Source organism: Marinobacter sp. LV10MA510-1 (genome assembly GCF_002563885.1).
Lineage (GTDB): Bacteria > Pseudomonadota > Gammaproteobacteria > Pseudomonadales > Oleiphilaceae > Marinobacter.
In genome coordinates, this window is sequence record NZ_PDJA01000001.1 from 2,020,336 (window position 1) to 2,037,001 (window position 16,666).

16 protein-coding genes and 1 pseudogene are annotated in these 16,666 nt (G+C 53.9%); 8 read left to right on the forward strand and 9 right to left on the reverse strand.

The window, feature by feature from the left end; translation table 11 throughout:
* Positions 1–40 precede the first annotated feature (40 nt).
* Complete coding sequence (locus ATI45_RS09665; protein WP_098419311.1) at positions 41–271, forward strand: hypothetical protein; 231 nt, start codon at positions 41–43, stop codon at positions 269–271.
* Between the two features lie 91 nt (positions 272–362).
* Here the strand turns inward: ATI45_RS09665 and ATI45_RS09670 are convergent, their stop codons facing one another.
* From ATI45_RS09670 to ATI45_RS09685, 4 genes are all read right to left on the reverse strand, one after another.
* A complete protein-coding gene (locus ATI45_RS09670) occupies positions 363–944 on the reverse strand; it encodes a YceI family protein (protein ID WP_098419312.1) in 582 nt (193 codons plus the stop codon).
* Between the two features lie 40 nt (positions 945–984).
* Positions 985–1,530, reverse strand: a complete 546-nt coding sequence (locus ATI45_RS09675) for a cytochrome b (RefSeq protein WP_098419313.1) — start codon at positions 1,528–1,530, stop codon at positions 985–987.
* Between the two features lie 311 nt (positions 1,531–1,841).
* Positions 1,842–3,737 carry a DNA topoisomerase IV subunit B gene (gene parE, locus ATI45_RS09680; RefSeq protein WP_098419314.1) on the reverse strand — a complete coding sequence of 632 codons (1,896 nt, stop codon included), beginning with the start codon at positions 3,735–3,737 and terminating at the stop codon, positions 1,842–1,844.
* Between the two features lie 101 nt (positions 3,738–3,838).
* On the reverse strand, positions 3,839–4,819 hold the full coding sequence (locus ATI45_RS09685; RefSeq protein ID WP_179888403.1) for an NADPH:quinone oxidoreductase family protein: 981 nt from the start codon (positions 4,817–4,819) through the stop codon (positions 3,839–3,841).
* Positions 4,820–5,158: 339 nt separating this feature from the next.
* Here ATI45_RS09685 and ATI45_RS09690 point away from each other — a divergent pair, with 339 nt between their 5' ends.
* From ATI45_RS09690 to ATI45_RS09715, 6 genes and pseudogenes are all read left to right on the forward strand, one after another.
* On the forward strand, positions 5,159–6,457 hold the full coding sequence (locus ATI45_RS09690) for an NCS2 family permease (RefSeq protein WP_098419316.1): 1,299 nt from the start codon (positions 5,159–5,161) through the stop codon (positions 6,455–6,457).
* 40 nt (positions 6,458–6,497) lie between these two features.
* Positions 6,498–7,040: an adenine phosphoribosyltransferase gene (locus ATI45_RS09695; protein ID WP_098419317.1), complete on the forward strand. Its 543-nt coding sequence runs from the start codon at positions 6,498–6,500 to the stop codon at positions 7,038–7,040.
* A gap of 105 nt (positions 7,041–7,145) precedes the next feature.
* The gene (locus tag ATI45_RS09700; protein ID WP_098419318.1) at positions 7,146–7,805 is read left to right on the forward strand and encodes a fumarylacetoacetate hydrolase family protein; all 660 of its coding nucleotides are present in this window, start codon (positions 7,146–7,148) and stop codon (positions 7,803–7,805) included.
* A 69-nt stretch (positions 7,806–7,874) separates the two neighbouring features.
* Positions 7,875–9,188, forward strand: a complete 1,314-nt coding sequence (locus ATI45_RS09705) for an ABC1 kinase family protein (RefSeq protein WP_098419319.1) — start codon at positions 7,875–7,877, stop codon at positions 9,186–9,188.
* A 28-nt stretch (positions 9,189–9,216) separates the two neighbouring features.
* Positions 9,217–9,399 (forward strand): annotated as a pseudogene (locus tag ATI45_RS23315) (methyl-accepting chemotaxis protein); the annotation flags it as partial.
* Complete coding sequence (locus ATI45_RS09715; RefSeq protein WP_098419321.1) at positions 9,386–9,565, forward strand: hypothetical protein; 180 nt, start codon at positions 9,386–9,388, stop codon at positions 9,563–9,565. The pseudogene ATI45_RS23315 and the gene ATI45_RS09715, both read left to right, overlap by 14 nt.
* Positions 9,566–9,873: 308 nt before the next feature.
* Here the strand turns inward: ATI45_RS09715 and ATI45_RS09720 are convergent, their stop codons facing one another.
* The 5 genes from ATI45_RS09720 to ATI45_RS09735 all read right to left on the reverse strand — a co-directional run bounded on the left by ATI45_RS09720 (position 9,874) and on the right by ATI45_RS09735 (position 15,115).
* Complete coding sequence (locus tag ATI45_RS09720; RefSeq protein WP_098419322.1) at positions 9,874–10,695, reverse strand: DUF2628 domain-containing protein; 822 nt, start codon at positions 10,693–10,695, stop codon at positions 9,874–9,876.
* 622 nt (positions 10,696–11,317) lie between these two features.
* A complete protein-coding gene (locus ATI45_RS22655) occupies positions 11,318–11,725 on the reverse strand; it encodes a hypothetical protein (RefSeq protein ID WP_228735959.1) in 408 nt (135 codons plus the stop codon).
* A 337-nt stretch (positions 11,726–12,062) separates the two neighbouring features.
* Positions 12,063–12,695, reverse strand: coding sequence for a hypothetical protein (locus tag ATI45_RS22660; RefSeq protein WP_228735960.1), 633 nt, complete (start codon positions 12,693–12,695; stop codon positions 12,063–12,065).
* A gap of 316 nt (positions 12,696–13,011) precedes the next feature.
* Complete coding sequence (locus ATI45_RS09730) at positions 13,012–13,695, reverse strand: SIR2 family NAD-dependent protein deacylase (protein ID WP_098419323.1); 684 nt, start codon at positions 13,693–13,695, stop codon at positions 13,012–13,014.
* 16 nt (positions 13,696–13,711) lie between these two features.
* Positions 13,712–15,115, reverse strand: coding sequence for an FAD-binding oxidoreductase (locus tag ATI45_RS09735; protein WP_098419324.1), 1,404 nt, complete (start codon positions 15,113–15,115; stop codon positions 13,712–13,714).
* Positions 15,116–15,341: 226 nt separating this feature from the next.
* Between ATI45_RS09735 and serA the strand changes: the two genes are divergently transcribed.
* A complete protein-coding gene (gene serA, locus ATI45_RS09740) occupies positions 15,342–16,571 on the forward strand; it encodes a phosphoglycerate dehydrogenase (protein WP_098419325.1) in 1,230 nt (409 codons plus the stop codon).
* Positions 16,572–16,666: the final 95 nt, after the last annotated feature.

The following is a 16,666-nucleotide window of genomic DNA, read 5'->3' on the forward strand; positions in this document are numbered from 1 at the left end:
TAATAGAAGACCGTTTTTTCTTTAACCTAAGCGGACCACTATGAAGCCAAACCTGAAAGCCTGCGGGCAAGCCATGATGACCGCGTTGGTAAATGCGGTGCTAGCATTAGTGCTGATGCTGTTGGTGGAGTTTGCAATCAGCGGCAGCTTCCGCCTTCCTGCGGCGTATCTTTGGGCCGGTCTGGTGATTTGGCTGGTTATTTTTGTCGGTCAGTTCTGGCGTATGCGTTATCTTTGCCAATGCCGTGAGCCGCGCCACAACAAAGCCTGAGCCTGCTCAATAAACGTCCAAAAAAAGACGGCAGAGCCACACAGCTCTGCCGTTTCTTTTGCGCCGATTCACCACTCCCGCCATTTGGGAATTACTGGCGAATACCTTCCACCGAGATCTCCAGAGTAAGAACCTCTGCCGCCGGGCCCAAATTGGTAGGAATACCAAAGTCAGCAAGCCGCAACTCGGTTTCTGCTTCAAAACCCATGCGGTAGCCACCCCAGGGATCGGCGCCGTGGCCGACCATTTCTGCATCCAAAACGACTTCGCGAGTGACACCGCGCAGGGTCAGGTCGCCCACAATATCGGCTTCTCCTTCTTCGTCCAGACGAATGCCGGTACTTTTGAACGTCGCTTGCGGGTACTCACCGGTATACAGGAAATCTTCATTGCGGATATGTTTGTCGCGTTCGGCGTGGTTACTGTCAACACTGGTGGTATCGATGGACACCGTCACCGAACTGTTCTGCGGATTTTCGGCGTCGTACACAAACTGCCCGTCAAAATCGTTAAAGCGCCCATACAGCCAACTGAAACCCAGGTGTGAAATGCGGAAGTTGATGAACTGGTGAGCGTCCTTTTTATCAAAAGCGTAGGTGCCTGAGTGGTCTGCCGCCTGTGCGCCACCGACCAGAGCCAAAGACACAGCCGATGCCAGAAATAATCGCTTCATAAGAAATTCCTCATCCGTTAAATGTCAGTACCGGAAATTTTCAACGCCCCAACATACGGCGCAAAGTATTGTCCCGGTCAATAAAATGGTGCTTTAGCGCGCCAAGTGCATGAATACCCGCTAATACGACCACACTCCAGGTTACCCAATAATGCACCACACCGGCGGTGTCTTCCATGCCCTTGATGCGACCCGTGATAGAGGGCACATCAAACCAGCCAAACACGCTCACCGAAGAGCCGTCGGCGGTAGAGATCAAGTAGCCGCTGACCATGGCAACAAACAGCAGCACATACAACAAACCATGGGCCAGGTGAGCCGCGACAAGCTCCCAGCGCCGATGACCCGGCACCGGTTCCGGCCGCGGATTCATCAGGCGCCACACAACCCGTAGCAGCATGCTAATAAATAACAACACGCCTACACTGCGATGTATGTCCGGTCCCTGCTTGTACCAGGCGTCGTAATACGTAAGCCCTACCATCCAGTAACCCAAACCGAACATGCCCGTCACGGCCAGGGCCACCAACCAGTGCAGAAACACCGCCACCAGGCCATAAGTTGCCTGACTGTTACGCAGCTTCATAGCGCTTCACGTTCCTTTTCCTACATAGGTTATTTGCCGTATAGGGCTTTTACGGATTGTTCAAAAATAGCCCAGCGCTATGATTAAAATACCTGATACACATTAACAAAAAAGGGCGTTTTATTATGGAACCTGAATTCGACGAACACGTAGTAGTACCGAGCAACAACTGAAGGCCGCGCCAGCACTGCAATGGCTCACGCCGGGTAAATTGTTACAACTTCGCTGATTTCCCTGAACCCTTCATAAAAGAAGCTGGCCCGGAAGATCAACGAAGTCGTTTTGCTTTTGGTTGGCCTATTTTCCCGAGTTTATACCGGAACATCCGCCATATTACCGTAGGCCTCCAGCCAAGCACGCCGATCGGGCGCCCGTTTTTTACCCAGTAACATGTCCATACAGCTGTCGGTGTCGTCACCGTCTGCAATGGTCAGCATCACCAGCCTGCGGGTATCTGGCGCCATGGTGGTTTCGCGCAGCTGCAGCGGGTTCATCTCGCCCAGGCCCTTAAACCGCGTGACCGACACTTTTCCACGGCTGTTCTCTGCTGCCAGGCGGTCGATAATTCCCTGCTTTTCCGATTCATCCAGAGCGTAAAAGGTCTGCTTGCCAAGATCTACCCGGTACAGCGGCGGCATGGCCACAAACACGTGGCCGGCGGCAACCACCGGCCGGAAGTGCTTCACAAACAGCGCGCAAAGCAGCGTGGCGATGTGAAGCCCGTCGGAGTCGGCATCGGCCAGAATACAGACCTTGTTGTAACGCAAACCGGCCAACTCGTTCGAACCGGGATCTACCCCGATGGCCACCGCAATGTCGTGGATTTCCTGGGACGCCAGCACTTCGCTGGAATCCACTTCCCAAGTATTCAGAATTTTGCCCTTCAAGGGCATAACGGCCTGAAATTCGCGGTCCCGGGCCTGCTTCGCCGAGCCACCGGCGGAATCGCCCTCCACCAGAAACAATTCCGACCGAGCGGTGTCGCTGCCAGAGCAATCCGCCAGCTTGCCCGGTAGCGCAGGGCCCGAAGTAATTCGTTTACGGGCTACTTTTTTACTGGCTTTCAGGCGGCGCTGGGCGTTGCTGATAAAAAGCTCGGCCAGTATTTCGGCGATGTCGGTGTGCTGATTCAGCCACAGGCTGAAAGCGTCTTTCACCACGCCAGAAATAAATGCAGCGGCCTGGCGCGATGACAGGCGCTCTTTGGTCTGGCCAGAAAACTGCGGCTCCTGCATCTTGAATGACAGCACATAAACCACCCGCTCCCAGATGTCCTCCGGTGACAACTTAATGCCACGGGGTAGCAAGTTGCGAAACTCACAAAAGTCGCGCATGGCCTCCAATAAGCCCGTGCGCAGACCGTTGACGTGGGTGCCGCCCTGAGCGGTTGGAATAAGGTTAACGTAGCTTTCGGCAACGGCGTCACCGCCGTCAGGCAACCACTGGATGGCCCAGTCCACGATTTCTGTGTTGCCAGAAAAACTGCCAGTAAACGGCTCAAGAGGCACCACTTCGCTGCCCGCCAAGGAAATACGCAGATAGTCCCGCAGGCCATCTTGATAACACCACTCGTCTTTCTCGCCGGTTTTTTCCTGGCCAAAAGTCACTGTTAACCCAGGACACAAAACCGCCTTGGCGCGTAAATTGTGGCGCAGGCGGCTGACCGAGAAATTGGCCGAGTCGAAATATTTAGTGTCCGGTGTGAATTTGAGCCGGGTACCGGTATTACGCTTGCCGCAGCTGTCGACGACCTCCAGCTCAGTCACTTTATCGCCGTTGGCGAACGTCATCCGGTGTACCTGACCGTTGCGCCGAATCAGCACTTCCAGATGCGTCGACAGCGCGTTGACCACCGACACGCCTACCCCGTGCAAGCCACCGGAAAAACTGTAGTTACCCTCGGAAAACTTACCGCCGGCGTGCAGCCGCGACAGAATCAACTCTACCCCCGGCACGCCCTCTTCCTTGTGCATGTCCACCGGCATGCCCCGGCCATCGTCTTCCACGCTCAGTGAGCCGTCGCTGTAAAGCACGACATCAATGCGCTTTGCGTGGCCGGCCAGAGCCTCGTCCACGCTGTTATCGACCACTTCCTGGGCAAGGTGATTGGGGCGACTGGTGTCGGTGTACATACCCGGCCTTTTTCGCACCGGGTCTAAACCGCTCAGAACTTCAATGGCATCGGCGTTGTAAGTTTGCTCGCTCATGGGCGGGGTAAAGCTCCGAATGGGAAAAATGGACCGCAGCCTAGCTTAGAGAATCAGCAGCAAAGTTCAACGGCTGTTTAACAACGCCAGGCTACAAGGACTCAGAACCCAACTTTAAGGACCACCTTACCAGTAGCACGACGCTCAGTCAGGGCACCAAGGGCCTTGGCGTAATCCTCAAACTCGAAAACCTCGCTGATTTTCGGATCAATTTTACCCTCGGCGTAGAGCTTCATCAGCTCCATCATGTTCTGGGCACTCGCTTCCGGCTCTCGCTGGGTAAAGCTGCCCCAGAACACACCGACGACAGAACAGCCTTTCAAGAGCGTCAAGTTCGCTGGAATTTTCGAGATATCTCCCGCGGCAAAACCAATAATCAGATGGCGGCCGTTCCAGGCCATGGCTCGCAGTGCCTGCTCCGTGTAATCACCACCCACGGGGTCGTAAATTACATCCACGCCCTTGCTGTTGGTCAGGCGCTTTATGGTGTCTTTAAGGGGCTCTTCCGTGTAATTGATCAACTCATCCGCACCCGCGGCTTCGGCAACTGCAAGCTTCTGTGCTGAACTGGCGGCAGCAATCACACGGGCACCCATGGCCTTGCCCAATTCAACCGTTGCCCGCCCCACACCACCACTGGCGCCCAAAACAAGAAGACTTTCCCCAGCCTGGATGTTCGCGCGCTGCTTCAGAGCGTAATAGGACGTGCCGTAAACCATCATAAATGCAGCGGCTTTTTCGTCACTCATGCCGTCTGGCAAAAGCAACAGATTATGCTCAGGTACGATCACTTCTTCAGCAAACGCGCCATAGCCGGTCAAGCCCGCAACCCGATCGCCGACTTTAAAACGAGTGACTTTTTCTCCCACTGCAATCACTTCACCCGACATTTCGCCGCCCGGAGAAAACGGCAAGGTCGGCTTGAGCTGGTATTTACCTTCGATAATAAGCGTATCAGGAAAGTTCAGGCCCGCTGCTTTTACGCGCACTTTAACACCGCGGCCTTTCGCTACAGGGCTCGGCACATTTTCAATCACGAGCGCGTCAGCAGGGCCGTATTCTTTACAGAGAATGGCTTTCACAGAAACTCCCATACGATGTCGTTGCTTGATTCTGACAGGGCAAAATTCTACCCCCCTTTTGGTTGCCCTCAAGCTAAACACAGTCAATCCATGAAGCAAATAAATCTTTCTTATTCGATTGCATAAACACGACTTACAGCCCGTACAAGGACTAAAGGCTTTATGAATGAACTGGCCACCCTATCCTCACGGCGGATAAGTTGCTGGTTTTAACCGGAACTGTGATCATCCCTTGGCCTGAGAGCCGTCAGGCGTTAACATTGCCGTTTTTTAAGCAGCCCGATTTTTCCAATCAGACCGACTCCCGAAATCCCAGCATCTGTGAGGCAGACCCCCGTCATGCTTGAACGATTGTTTAAACTCCAGGCCCACGGCACCAACGTCCGTAAGGAAGTCGTTGCCGGTATTACCACCTTTTTGACCATGGCCTATGTGATCGTGGTTAACCCCAGTATTTTGTCGTCCACCGGTATGGATTTTGGCGCGGTGTTTGTAGCCACCTGCCTGGCAGCCGTTGTTGGGACGCTGATTATGGGCCTGTGGGCCAACTACCCGATTGCCCTGGCACCGGGCATGGGCCTGAACGCATTTTTCGCGTTCACCGTGGTGGGCAGCATGGGTTACACCTGGCAAGTGGCTCTTGGCGCCGTGTTTATGTCGGGCTTGCTGTTCTTCGCATTGAGTGTTTTCAAGGTACGTGAGTGGATCATTAACTCTATACCACTGTCATTGCGCTTTGGAATCTCTGCAGGCATTGGCTTCTTTCTGGCGCTGATTGCTCTTGAAAACGCCGGAATCGTGGTCGACAACCCTGCCACCCTGGTGGGCATGGGCGACATTAAAGCGCCCGAGAGCCTGCTGTTTTTTGGCGGCTTCATTCTGATTTGCGCGCTGTCGTTCCGCCGCGTTACCGGAGCGGTGATGATCGGCATTATTGCCGTTACCCTGGTAGCGTTGGCTACCGGCATGATTGAGTACAACGGCCTGTTTTCAGCACCGCCCAGCCTGGCCCCCACTTTTATGCAGCTAGACCTGGCCGGCGCGTTTAACGTTGGTATGATCAGCGTTATTTTTGCTTTTCTGTTTGTTGACCTGTTTGACACCTCTGGCACCTTAATCGGCGCCGCACAGCGTGGCGGCCTGCTGGACAAAAATGGCAAACTGCCACGCCTGGGACGCGCGCTTATGTCAGACTCCGTAGCCACCATGTCGGGCGCTGTTCTGGGCACATCAACCACCACCAGCTATGTGGAATCCACCGCCGGTATCGCCGCGGGTGGCCGCACCGGCCTAACAGCGGTAGTTGTCGCCGGCCTGTTTGCCGCGTGCCTGGTACTGGCACCCATTGCCAGCATCATTCCCGCCTACGCCACCGCTCCGGCGCTGTTGTATGTGGCCGTGCTAATGGCCAGTGGCCTGAAGCTGATCGACTGGGACGACGTGACCGATGCCGCACCAGCAGTTGTCACCGCGCTGATGATGCCGCTGACGTTCTCGATTGCTAACGGCATCGCCCTGGGCTTTATCACCTACGCGGTACTGAAAGCCCTGAGCGGTCGTTGGTCTGATCTCAATCTGAGCGTGGTTGTTATCGCTCTGGTGTTTATTCTTAAATTCATTTTCCTGGATGTCGCGTAAGCGGCACTATCACGGCATTCCGGCGCAAGGCAGACGTTTCATGGATTACTTTTCCCAGAGCATCAAGCAGGCTATCCGCACGGTTCCAGACTGGCCGAAACCCGGTGTCACTTTTCGCGACATCACCACGGTGCTGCAGAACAAAACCGCGTTTCGCAAGCTGATTGATGCCTTTGTACACCGCTACCACGACCAGCATATAGACGCGATTGCTGCGGTAGACGCCCGTGGCTTTATCATTGGCTCTGCTCTGGCGTATGAACTGAACGCCTCGTTGGTGTTGATTCGCAAGAAAGGCAAGCTGCCGTTTGACACCTTGGTGGAAGACTACGAGCTGGAATACGGCACCGCCTCGGTGGAACTGCACAAAGACGCCCTCAAACCCGGCGACAAAGTGGTTCTGGTAGACGACCTGATAGCCACTGGCGGCACCATGCTAGCCGCCTCCCGGCTGATTCGGCGGATTGGCGCAGAGATTGTAGAAGTAGCGGCGATGATCGACCTGCCCGACCTGGGCGGTTCCGACAAGCTGCGGGCCGAAGACTTAGCGGTTTATACTGTATGCTCATTCGAGGGGGAATAAGCCGCCCTCAAACCTGAACGAATGCAGTAAGTTGATTATAAGAGCTGTGAGAGCGCTGTTCTTAATTAATTTCCTGCATTTACGCAGATTTCGGAGGACACTATCGTGAATTATCAGCACCATTGGCACGACGCCACTCCTATTCATTTGCCCCTTGGCAAAATTGTCTGCATCGGCCGTAACTATGCAGAACACGCCAAAGAACTAAACAACCCGGTCCCGACCGAACCTCTGTTGTTCATAAAGCCCGCCACCGCCGCCGTACACCTGACCAGACCTCTGGACTTCCCGCGGGATCAAGGCGCTGTGCATTTTGAAACCGAATTAGCAGTGTTGATTGGCAAGCCCCTGACCAACGCCTCCGCCAGCGATGCAGAAGCGGCGATACTGGGTTATGGCCTGGCGCTGGATTTAACCCTGCGTGACCTGCAAAGCCGGCTAAAAGAGCAGGGGCAGCCCTGGGAACGGGCTAAAGGTTTTGATCGCGCCTGCCCACTCACGCCGTTCGTACCCGCCAGCGATCTGGACCAGCGCCGCCTGCACTTCAGTCTGGATATAAACGGCGAGCGCCAGCAAAGTGGCGACACCGCCGACATGCTGTTTCCGTTGGTGCCCCTGATTGCCCACATCAGTACACAGTTCTCTCTGTTACCCGGGGATGTAATACTGACGGGCACGCCCAAAGGTGTCGGGCCACTGCAATCCGGACAAATTCTGCAACTGACCCTGGAAGATCGCCTGTCGGTGTCGACCAGAGTGATTTAGACAACAGCCTCAAGCGTAGTTTAACGTGACGACGCTGAATCGTTTTTTGGTTAGGAGCGTATATCTGGTATGGCAAAAAAACCGGTTACCACCCGCAGTGGTCGTTTCTTCAAACTCGCAGGTATGACTGCCTCCGTGGCCGGACAATTCGCTGGCCAAAAGGCGCGCAGTTTTTTCAGCAGTGAAAACGACGAAGGCGCTCGCAGTGAGAGCTACAGCCGTATGGCGGCGCGTATTACCGACACTCTGGGGGAAATGAAAGGCGCCGCCATGAAGGTGGGCCAGATAGCCTCGCAGACCCAAGACTTTCTACCCCGTGAATTTTCTGACGCCCTGCAAAAGCTTCAAAAAGAAGCGCCGCCCATGCCCTTCGAGGTGATTCGCCAGCAAATTGAAACTGCTTTGGGCAAACCGGTGCACGAGCTTTACGAGTATTTGCAGGAAGCCCCTTATGCGGCAGCTTCGATAGGCCAGGTACATCGAGCGCGGATGCACGATGGCACCGACGTAATTGTGAAGGTGCAGTATCCAGGTGTTGATGAATCTTGCGATTCGGACCTTAAACAGCTGCGCCTTGCTTTGAAGCTGGGCGGCCTGCTAAAAATGCCCAAGGAATCGGTAGACCAGCTGTTCGGCGAGATCCGCGAGCGTTTGCACGAAGAGCTGGATTACGACAACGAGGCCCGCAATCTTGATGTGTTCCGAGAGTTTCATCGCAACGATCCCTGGGTGGTTATTCCGGCGGTGGTGCGCAGCCATTCAACCCGCCATGTAATGACTCTGGAGCTGGAAGAAGGCGACCACGTAGGCGATATCACCCCGGAGCGTTACAACCAGGACACCATCAATCTGATCGGCCACCGCATTTTTACGGCGATGGCCGATCAACTGTTTCGTTTTCAGTGCATTCACGGTGACCCACACGCCGGTAACTTTGCTTACCGGCCGGACGGCACTATCGTGATGTACGATTTTGGCTGTGTAAAAAAGCTGAAACCAGAGATTGTAAGGGCTTACCGCAATGCTGTAACGGCTGCTTTAGACCAGGATTATAAGGCGTTGGACCAGTATTTGATTGATTTGGGTGCGCGGGTGGAGAGCCAACCGGCGATTGATGAGGCCTATTACGCCATGTGGCGAGATATTCTGGTGGTGCCGTTTGAGTCTGAACTGCCCTACGATTTTGGTCAGGCGCGGCTGCATAAGGATGTGGCGGCCAAAACCAGTACGGTGTTTAAGTATCTGGATTCTTTCAAGCCACCGGTGGAGAGTATCTTTATTGACCGGATGATTGCGGGGCATTATTGGATGATGAAGCGGTTGGGAGTTCAGGCGGCTTTTGGTAATGAGTTGCGGGCGTATTTGGCAGAGTTTGCTGATTAGGGGTTAACCGTATAGATCCAGGGCGGGAGTAAACGGCAGAGGGTTTTCAGTTGTCGCGGATAAAGTGCGGTCTCTGGCGCAACGAATCCAGACATCCACCTCTGAAATACGCGAGCTTATTGAAAGCCTAGTGACGGAAAGTCAGCAAACCGCCGCGGTTATGCAGGCAGTGGTTGCAGCAAGTGGAAGAAAATCGAGTGGCAAGCGATAAGGCCGCTCAGTCACTCAACGATATTGGTGACGCGATTGACCGTATTACCCGAATGGGGGAGCAAATCGCCCGCGAAGCAGAGCAACAATCCATCACTTCCGAGCAGGTCAATGGCAATATCACCAAAATTATTGAGAGGTCAGAGCCTACACTCTCCGGCGTCTAGCAATCCTCCACAGCAAGCGAATCACTTGCGCGCCTGGCAACAGAAATGAAAGACCGAGTGTCGGCGTTCCGCACTTCCTGAGACTGCGATTTTTTGGTGACTAGCCCGGTGTTTTCCAGGCAGTTAACGGCATGTTAGAAAATGCCGGGAAAGGTTATTTTTCTGGGAATTTATTGATCATTCCAAGGTGCTGAATGAAGGATAGCGAGCCAACCCGTATTCCAGTGGCGTATAACTTTTTGCATAACGGATTGCCTAAAGCCGCGCCGCAGCTTTGGGCAATCCGAGTTATTGCGCCTATCAAATGCTTATAAATCTCTTACAAACGAGAGACCGTCTTGCGTCCCGTCATGAAGCGTCATTTGCAGTGTAAAGCGTCTTTCTTGATCAAATAATTGGCGTAATGCCCAAGAAGCTTGTTGCCCATTGGCTAAGTCTACACCAAGGGTAACAACATGATTCTCTTGATCCACGGACTGAACGGTAACGGGTATTCGCGTACCGTTTATATTTAGGTCTTTTGTTTTTTCGGCCAAAGAAATTGTAATCATTGCTCCATCCGTATTGCCACGCCAAACACCGCTAACGTCCGCCAGCGTCTGACTTCTTGTTTCTTCGACATAGGTGGGACCAAATGTTGACGCTCCAAACAAAAAAATCAAAGCCACTAGCGGAAATCCAATTGCTCCTGCTGGCTTCGACAGTATTTTTGGAGAGCCATGCCACATCTTTTCATCATGCATTACTTTTCGAAAGTAATCATAGTTGGCTAGCTGAGCGCAAATTACGGCTGATGGAATCCAATAAAGCACAGCCGGTAATGCAGTGCCAATAACGGCTTCAACAAGGGTTAGCAAAACTGCCAGTACCCATGTCGCACCGACGATTGCAGCGCCTTTGACCCACATTTTTTTACTAAAGTAGTAAAGAGGGCCAAACAAAAAAGCCAGGATATTGAAAGATATCTTGCTTTTCTCTTTAAAGCTAAGCTCTTTATATTCTTTAGAACTCATGGCTTTATAGACAAACTGTTTATCCGCACCAATTTTTTGTAAAATTTTAAACCTTGTTTTCCAGGAATTGCTCACATTTAATAGGTCACGGTTTTCAGTAGACACGGTTTCAGTCATTTTAATTCTCCATTTTCTGGATTGCTGAGGTTTTGATATATCTGTTATTGATGTCGGTGAGCAGCACTTAATGTTGAGCTCACTGAAAAGTCAGAGGCATGTTTCTATAATATGTCTTGTATCTTCCACTGCCTTATTAAAACCAGCACGATGATTTGGGTAGTGGGGGGAGAGCCCCAGCTTTACGTTTCTTGATCACAGTACACGGCTTTAAGGCCAGCAGATTGAAACTTATACTCATCGACGTGAAGTAGTAGGGGCTTGCAATCGAGGAAGTGCCGTAATCACGCACCGTCTAAATAATTTTCACACAAAACTAGCGTAAAAACAGCTAATTACCACCATAAAATTGTAAAATATTGTAATATCTCAGTGCAATAAAAAAGAATTTAAGCGATTACGGGGAACTGTGTATGTTCCGAATAAAAAAAGGCCTGAAGCGCAAGCTCCGGGCCTTCCAATCCCACCACTAAGCTGTTGGTTCGCCGCACTGCCTCGGTTCCCCTTAACGTTCAATAGCCTCTGTGGAGGCCACTTCGGTGAGAAAGGGCAAGCGGCTGAATTCTCTGAGCAGGAAAGGGCGAAAGCTCGCCATGCTGGGGCCAGCACGACCCAGATCTGGTTATACACCCCGTTGGAAACCGGGAAAACCGCGCCCGCTGTCTTTGGCAGCCAGAAACGGCGCAAGTAACTCTGGATTGCCGCTAATGACGTGAACGATTACATCTCGGTTGGCGCCTTCGCCGGTCACCAGCGGCGCTGCCTGATGATCGCCCTGCGGCACCAGCAGAGTATTCTCGTCCACATGGCGTGTCACATATCCAGTTGCCACATTCAGGGCGTAATTAATGGCAAGGGCGTAGTGTTCGCGAGCACTATCAGGCTCTCGCAACAGGCTGGCAGGTTCCTCACCGGCACCTTTCCATTGAGTGAACGCCGTGCCATTGCCTACACGCCTCCAATCATCCAGCACCGGCAAAATAGGCACCCAGACTGAGTGGCTGCTGGTCAGGGCTATTTCTGCAAACACCGACGCAGCGGTTTCTTCACGAACTCGTTGCTGAAACCGGGACTAGGTGTACTGATCCGGCATGGTTACCCAGTTAAACGCGGGCCCCTGGTACTTCATGGTGGTGGCTTCGTATATGCGGTTGTAACCTATTGCCCGGCCCTCTGGCCGCTTAACAACGTGGCGTGAGCCAGCCAGGATTGCCCGCCTTGCAATGGCGATCGCAAACGGCCAGAAACTATGCGTCGGCCCGCTGCGCGAACCACAGCCTCCATTTTGTCGAGGCGCGGGCCGATAGGGAGTTGAAAGCGAACATCCGCAAGAGCAGAGATACCGTAAGGTTCGATAAAGCCGAAAACTACATCAGTGTCTGTAAACCTCGATAGCGGTGAAGGTTTTCCTGCCGCCGGGTCGTCTCCGCCAGGCGCTGGCTGAATTCTGCCGTTGAGCGACGGGGGTTCAGAGCGAGCTGTGCCTGATCGGCTGTCAGCTGGGCGGCGCTGAGATCCACCACCAACTGGGGCAGGAATGACACCGCCACTATCAGCGACCCGGCGGCAAGCATTGCCTTGCTAAAACTTACGGGCACGCCGCTACCGAGCCGGTGCAGCAGTTGGCTAACCCAGAGGCCCAGGCCGCCAAACGCTATTAACGGAATTATCAGGATCGGCAATGAAAGGCCAACGCCGAGGTTACTTTGCATCAGATCGATCACTGAGCCGACCACGCATAATTTCGGGTAAAGGTTGAACCCCCGTCCGAGACTTTGGCGAACCAGCGGATCGCTTAGCGTAAATAATGCCAGCAAAGCATATAACGCACCCACTACGCCGGCCAGTGCCCGCGTGAGGAGGGATGGCAACAATAGGCTGAACACCGCACATACCATTAATGACTCGGCGGCAGCCCAGGGAATCCATGGATAACGTGGTAGCAGCAACGCCAGCAACAGGCCATTAAACAACAGCAGTGTGAGTGCAAAACGCTTCAAAGGGGGTTTCTTTAATAGAGGACGCCCGCCGTTGAGGGGCCCTGTTTCTTCGTCAGCAAAAGCGGAAAAGATACGCCTGGGGCGGAGGTTTCGGATGCAAATGTCGCTTAAGTATCTAAGGAGCCTCTGAATAACTCCTGAATCGTCTCTCCGCGAACTGAAGGCTGTAGAGGCAAGGCGCGGCTCGCCGCCAATGGCCTAAGTCCTTGGCAAGAGTCGCAACGCCGCAGATGAAGCCTTCAGAGAGCGCTCTTCGGGGCTTTCAGAGAAATCCAGGAGTTGTTCAAAGGCTCCCTAGCTGGCTATACGTCTTTGTTTACCGCATAAAACTGTTTACCCATTCTGCTACGCCTTCCACTGCGCTTTTTTGGATAAACCGGGCGCGGGAGACTCTTCCTGTGGGGGTGGCCGGGTCGATGACGGTTATGGGCACGTCGAGTTCTACTTCGTGAACCAGGCCGGCGGCTGGGTAAACTTGTAGGGATGTGCCCACTATGAGCAGGTCGTCGGCGCTGCGGACTATTTCTATAGCGGCTTCCAGCATCGGGACTTCTTCGCCAAACCAGACGATGTGGGGGCGCAGCTGGCTGCCGTCCTGGCTGCGCTCACCCAGGCTGATATCACGGTAGCCGATGTTGTGGATGATTTGGGGTTTCTTGCTGCTGCGAGCTTTGGTGAGTTCGCCATGCAGATGTAACACCTGGGTAGAACCGCCGCGTTCGTGCAGGTCGTCTACGTTCTGGGTGACTATGGTCACCTGATAACGGAGCTCCAGCTCGGCCAGCAAGCGGTGAGCGCGGTTGGGTTGGGTGTTGGCCAGTTGGCGGCGGCGTTCGTTGTAGAAGCGAAGCACCAGCGCCGGGTCGCGCTGAAAGGCTTCGGGGGTGGCTACGTCGTGTACGTTGTGTTTTTCCCACAGCCCGTCGTTGTCACGGAAGGTGGCCAGGCCACTTTCGGCGCTGATGCCAGCGCCGGTGAGTACTACGATGTGTCGCTTCATGTCCGCGCTAGCCTTATCAGTCGAAGATTTTACCCGGATTGATGATGCCGTTAGGGTCAAAAACCTGCTTGATGCCTCTCAGATACGCAATTTCAACTTCGCTGCGGGTGTACTGTAGGTAAGCTTTTTTGGTCATGCCCACGCCGTGTTCGGCGGACACGCTGCCTTGGTATCTTTCGACGATTTCAAACACCCACTTGTTAACCTGCTGGCACTTTTCGAAGAAGTCTTCTTTCGCCATGTCCTCAGGTTTGAGGATGTTCAGGTGCAGGTTGCCGTCGCCGATGTGACCAAACCAGATAATTTCAAAATCCGGATAGTGGTCGCTGACCACCTGGTTGATTTCTTCCAGAAAGCCCGGCACTCGGGATACCACCACAGAAATGTCGTTTTTGTAGGGGATGCGCGGGGCGATAGATTCGGAGATGCGCTCACGTAGCAGCCACAGGTTCTGGGCCTGGGTTTCGCTTTGGCTGATCACGCCGTCGAGCACCCAGCCGTTTTCCATGCACTGCTCGAACAGCTCCATGGCTTGTTCCATCACCTGGTCAGACACCGCTTCGAATTCCAGCAGCGCGTAGTAAGGCGCTTCGGTGTCAAACGGCGCTTTTACCTGACCATGGGCCAGCACGTGATTCATCGCCTGGTGTGAGAAAAATTCGTAGGCGGTTAAGTCCAGCTTGCTGCGGAAGGTATTCAACACGTCCATGGTGCTGCCCAGGTCGTTCAGGCCCAGCACCAACACGGTCAGGTTGTCGGGCTGGCGTGACAGCTTCATGGTGGCTTCGGTAATAAAACCCAGGGTGCCTTCAGCACCGATGAACAAGTGGCGCAGGTCGTAGCCGGTGTTGTTCTTTTCCAGGTCTTTGTTCAAGTCCAGCACATCGCCTTTACCCGTGACAACTTTCAGGCCGGCAACCCAATCGCGGCTCATGCCGTAGCGGATAACTTTGATGCCACCGGCGTTGGTGGACAGGTTACCGCCCAGCTGGCTGGAGCCGGCGGACGCAAAGTCCACCGGGTAATAGAGGCCGTTTTCTTCGGCAAAATTCTGCAGCTGTTCAGTAATAACGCCGGCCTGGCAACGCACGGTGCGGTCGCTGGCGTTGAAGTCCAAAATCTGGTTCATGTTGTCAAACGCCACCACCACTTCACCGTTGGCGGCTACGGCGCCGGCGCTCAAGCCGGTACGACCGCCCGAAGGCACCAAAGCAACTTTGTTTTGATTGGCGAACTGAACCAACGCTTGCACCTGTTCGGTGGTTTTTGGCAACACAATAGCGACCGGGTTCGGGGTGTATATCCGGGTCCAGTCGGTGCCGTAGGTGGCAAGATCAGTCGGATCTGTCAGCACTTTGCCCGGGGCGTCGCCCTGGGCCATCAGTTGCTTCAGGGCGGCAATGGTTTGTTCAGGTGTCATCAGGCTGGGTTCTCGCGCAAGTGTGTCTTAAAATAGGGCGGCAGGGTCAAAACGAGACCGGCTAGCAACGCCAGGTCCGCATAAAAACGGGGATGCCTGGCACGCTGCCAACGCCAAGGAATATGTTATCATGCCGCCCCTGTTCTGTGAGCCAGCCCATGCGATGTAAAGCTGAGATGCCTGGCCACGGGTGGTTAAACGCGACAAAAAGTTGGAAAGTAAGCCCATGTCCAATATGTCTCTGAAAAAAAGCAAGATCCGAATTCTGTTGCTGGAAGGCGTGCATCAATCTGCACTCGATTCTCTGCACGCCGCCGGTTACACCAACATTGAGTCCCTGTCGCACTCGTTGGCTGAAGACGAGCTGATCGAGAAAATCGCTGACGCCCATTTTGTCGGCCTCCGATCGCGCACGCAGCTGACAGAGGCCGTATTCGAAGCCGCCAAGAAACTGGTGGCGGTGGGTTGCTTCTGCATTGGTACCAATCAGGTAGACCTGCAGGCAGCCACGCGCCGCGGTGTGGCGGTGTTTAATGCGCCCTTCTCAAACACCCGCTCGGTCGCCGAACTGGTGTTGGCGCAAGCCATTTTTTTGCTGCGCGGCGTGCCGGAAAAGAACGCCAAGGCCCACCGTGGCGAATGGCTGAAATCAGCCAAACACAGCTATGAAATCCGCGGCAAGAAGCTGGGCATTATTGGCTATGGCAACATCGGCACCCAGTTCAGTGTGCTGGCCGAAGGCTTGGGCATGGAAGTGTACTTTTACGATGTTGTATCCAAACTCTCCATCGGTAACGCCACGCAAGTGGGTTCCATGCAGGAACTGCTAAACCTGTGTGATGTGGTGAGCCTGCACGTACCGGAAACCGCAGCCACCAAGTATATGTTCAAAGCCGAGCAACTGGCGCAAATGAAGCCGGGTTCTATTCTGATGAACGCATCCCGCGGCACCGTGGTCGATATTGACGCCCTGGCTGACTCCCTGCGCAGCGGCAAGTTGCTGGGCGCTGCCGTCGACGTTTTCCCGGTTGAACCAAAATCCAACAGCGAAGAGTTTATCTCACCGCTGCGCGAATTCGACAACGTAATTCTCACCCCCCACGTGGGTGGCTCTACCATAGAAGCCCAGGAAAATATCGGTCGTGAAGTCGCTGAAAAGCTGTCCATGTACAGCGACAACGGTACCTCTGTATCGTCAGTAAACTTCCCCGAAGTGGCCCTGCCCTCGCACCCGAACCAGCATCGGCTGCTGCACATTCACGAAAACGTGCCGGGCGTGATGTCAGAAATCAACCAAGTGTTCTCCACTAATGGCATCAACGTCTGCGGTCAGTACCTGCAAACCAAGGACGACATTGGCTACGTGGTGATCGACGTCGACAAAGCCTACGGTGAACTGGCGCTGGAAAAACTGCTGGAAGTGAAAGGCACCATTCGTTGCCGCGTGCTGTTTTAAGCTCGCAAGGCTGAATAGGAAAAACCGGGGCTCAGGCCTCGGTTTTTTTGCTCTTAGGGGACAGATTTGAAATCTGTCCCCGATCTTTTTGAGCA

Excerpts from the sequence above, each read along its gene's own strand:
- ATI45_RS09665 (WP_098419311.1), top strand. The coding sequence starts at position 41 with ATGAAGCCAAACCTGAAAGCCTGCGGGCAAGCCATGATGACCGCGTTG.
- ATI45_RS09670 (WP_098419312.1), bottom strand. The coding sequence starts at position 944 with ATGAAGCGATTATTTCTGGCATCGGCTGTGTCTTTGGCTCTGGTCGGT.
- ATI45_RS09675 (WP_098419313.1), bottom strand. The coding sequence starts at position 1,530 with ATGAAGCTGCGTAACAGTCAGGCAACTTATGGCCTGGTGGCGGTGTTT.
- parE (WP_098419314.1), bottom strand. The coding sequence starts at position 3,737 with ATGAGCGAGCAAACTTACAACGCCGATGCCATTGAAGTTCTGAGCGGT.
- ATI45_RS09690 (WP_098419316.1), top strand. The coding sequence starts at position 5,159 with ATGCTTGAACGATTGTTTAAACTCCAGGCCCACGGCACCAACGTCCGT.
- ATI45_RS09695 (WP_098419317.1), top strand. The coding sequence starts at position 6,498 with ATGGATTACTTTTCCCAGAGCATCAAGCAGGCTATCCGCACGGTTCCA.
- ATI45_RS09705 (WP_098419319.1), top strand. The coding sequence starts at position 7,875 with ATGGCAAAAAAACCGGTTACCACCCGCAGTGGTCGTTTCTTCAAACTC.
- ATI45_RS09720 (WP_098419322.1), bottom strand. The coding sequence starts at position 10,695 with ATGACTGAAACCGTGTCTACTGAAAACCGTGACCTATTAAATGTGAGC.
- ATI45_RS09730 (WP_098419323.1), bottom strand. The coding sequence starts at position 13,695 with ATGAAGCGACACATCGTAGTACTCACCGGCGCTGGCATCAGCGCCGAA.
- ATI45_RS09735 (WP_098419324.1), bottom strand. The coding sequence starts at position 15,115 with ATGACACCTGAACAAACCATTGCCGCCCTGAAGCAACTGATGGCCCAG.
- serA (WP_098419325.1), top strand. The coding sequence starts at position 15,342 with ATGTCCAATATGTCTCTGAAAAAAAGCAAGATCCGAATTCTGTTGCTG.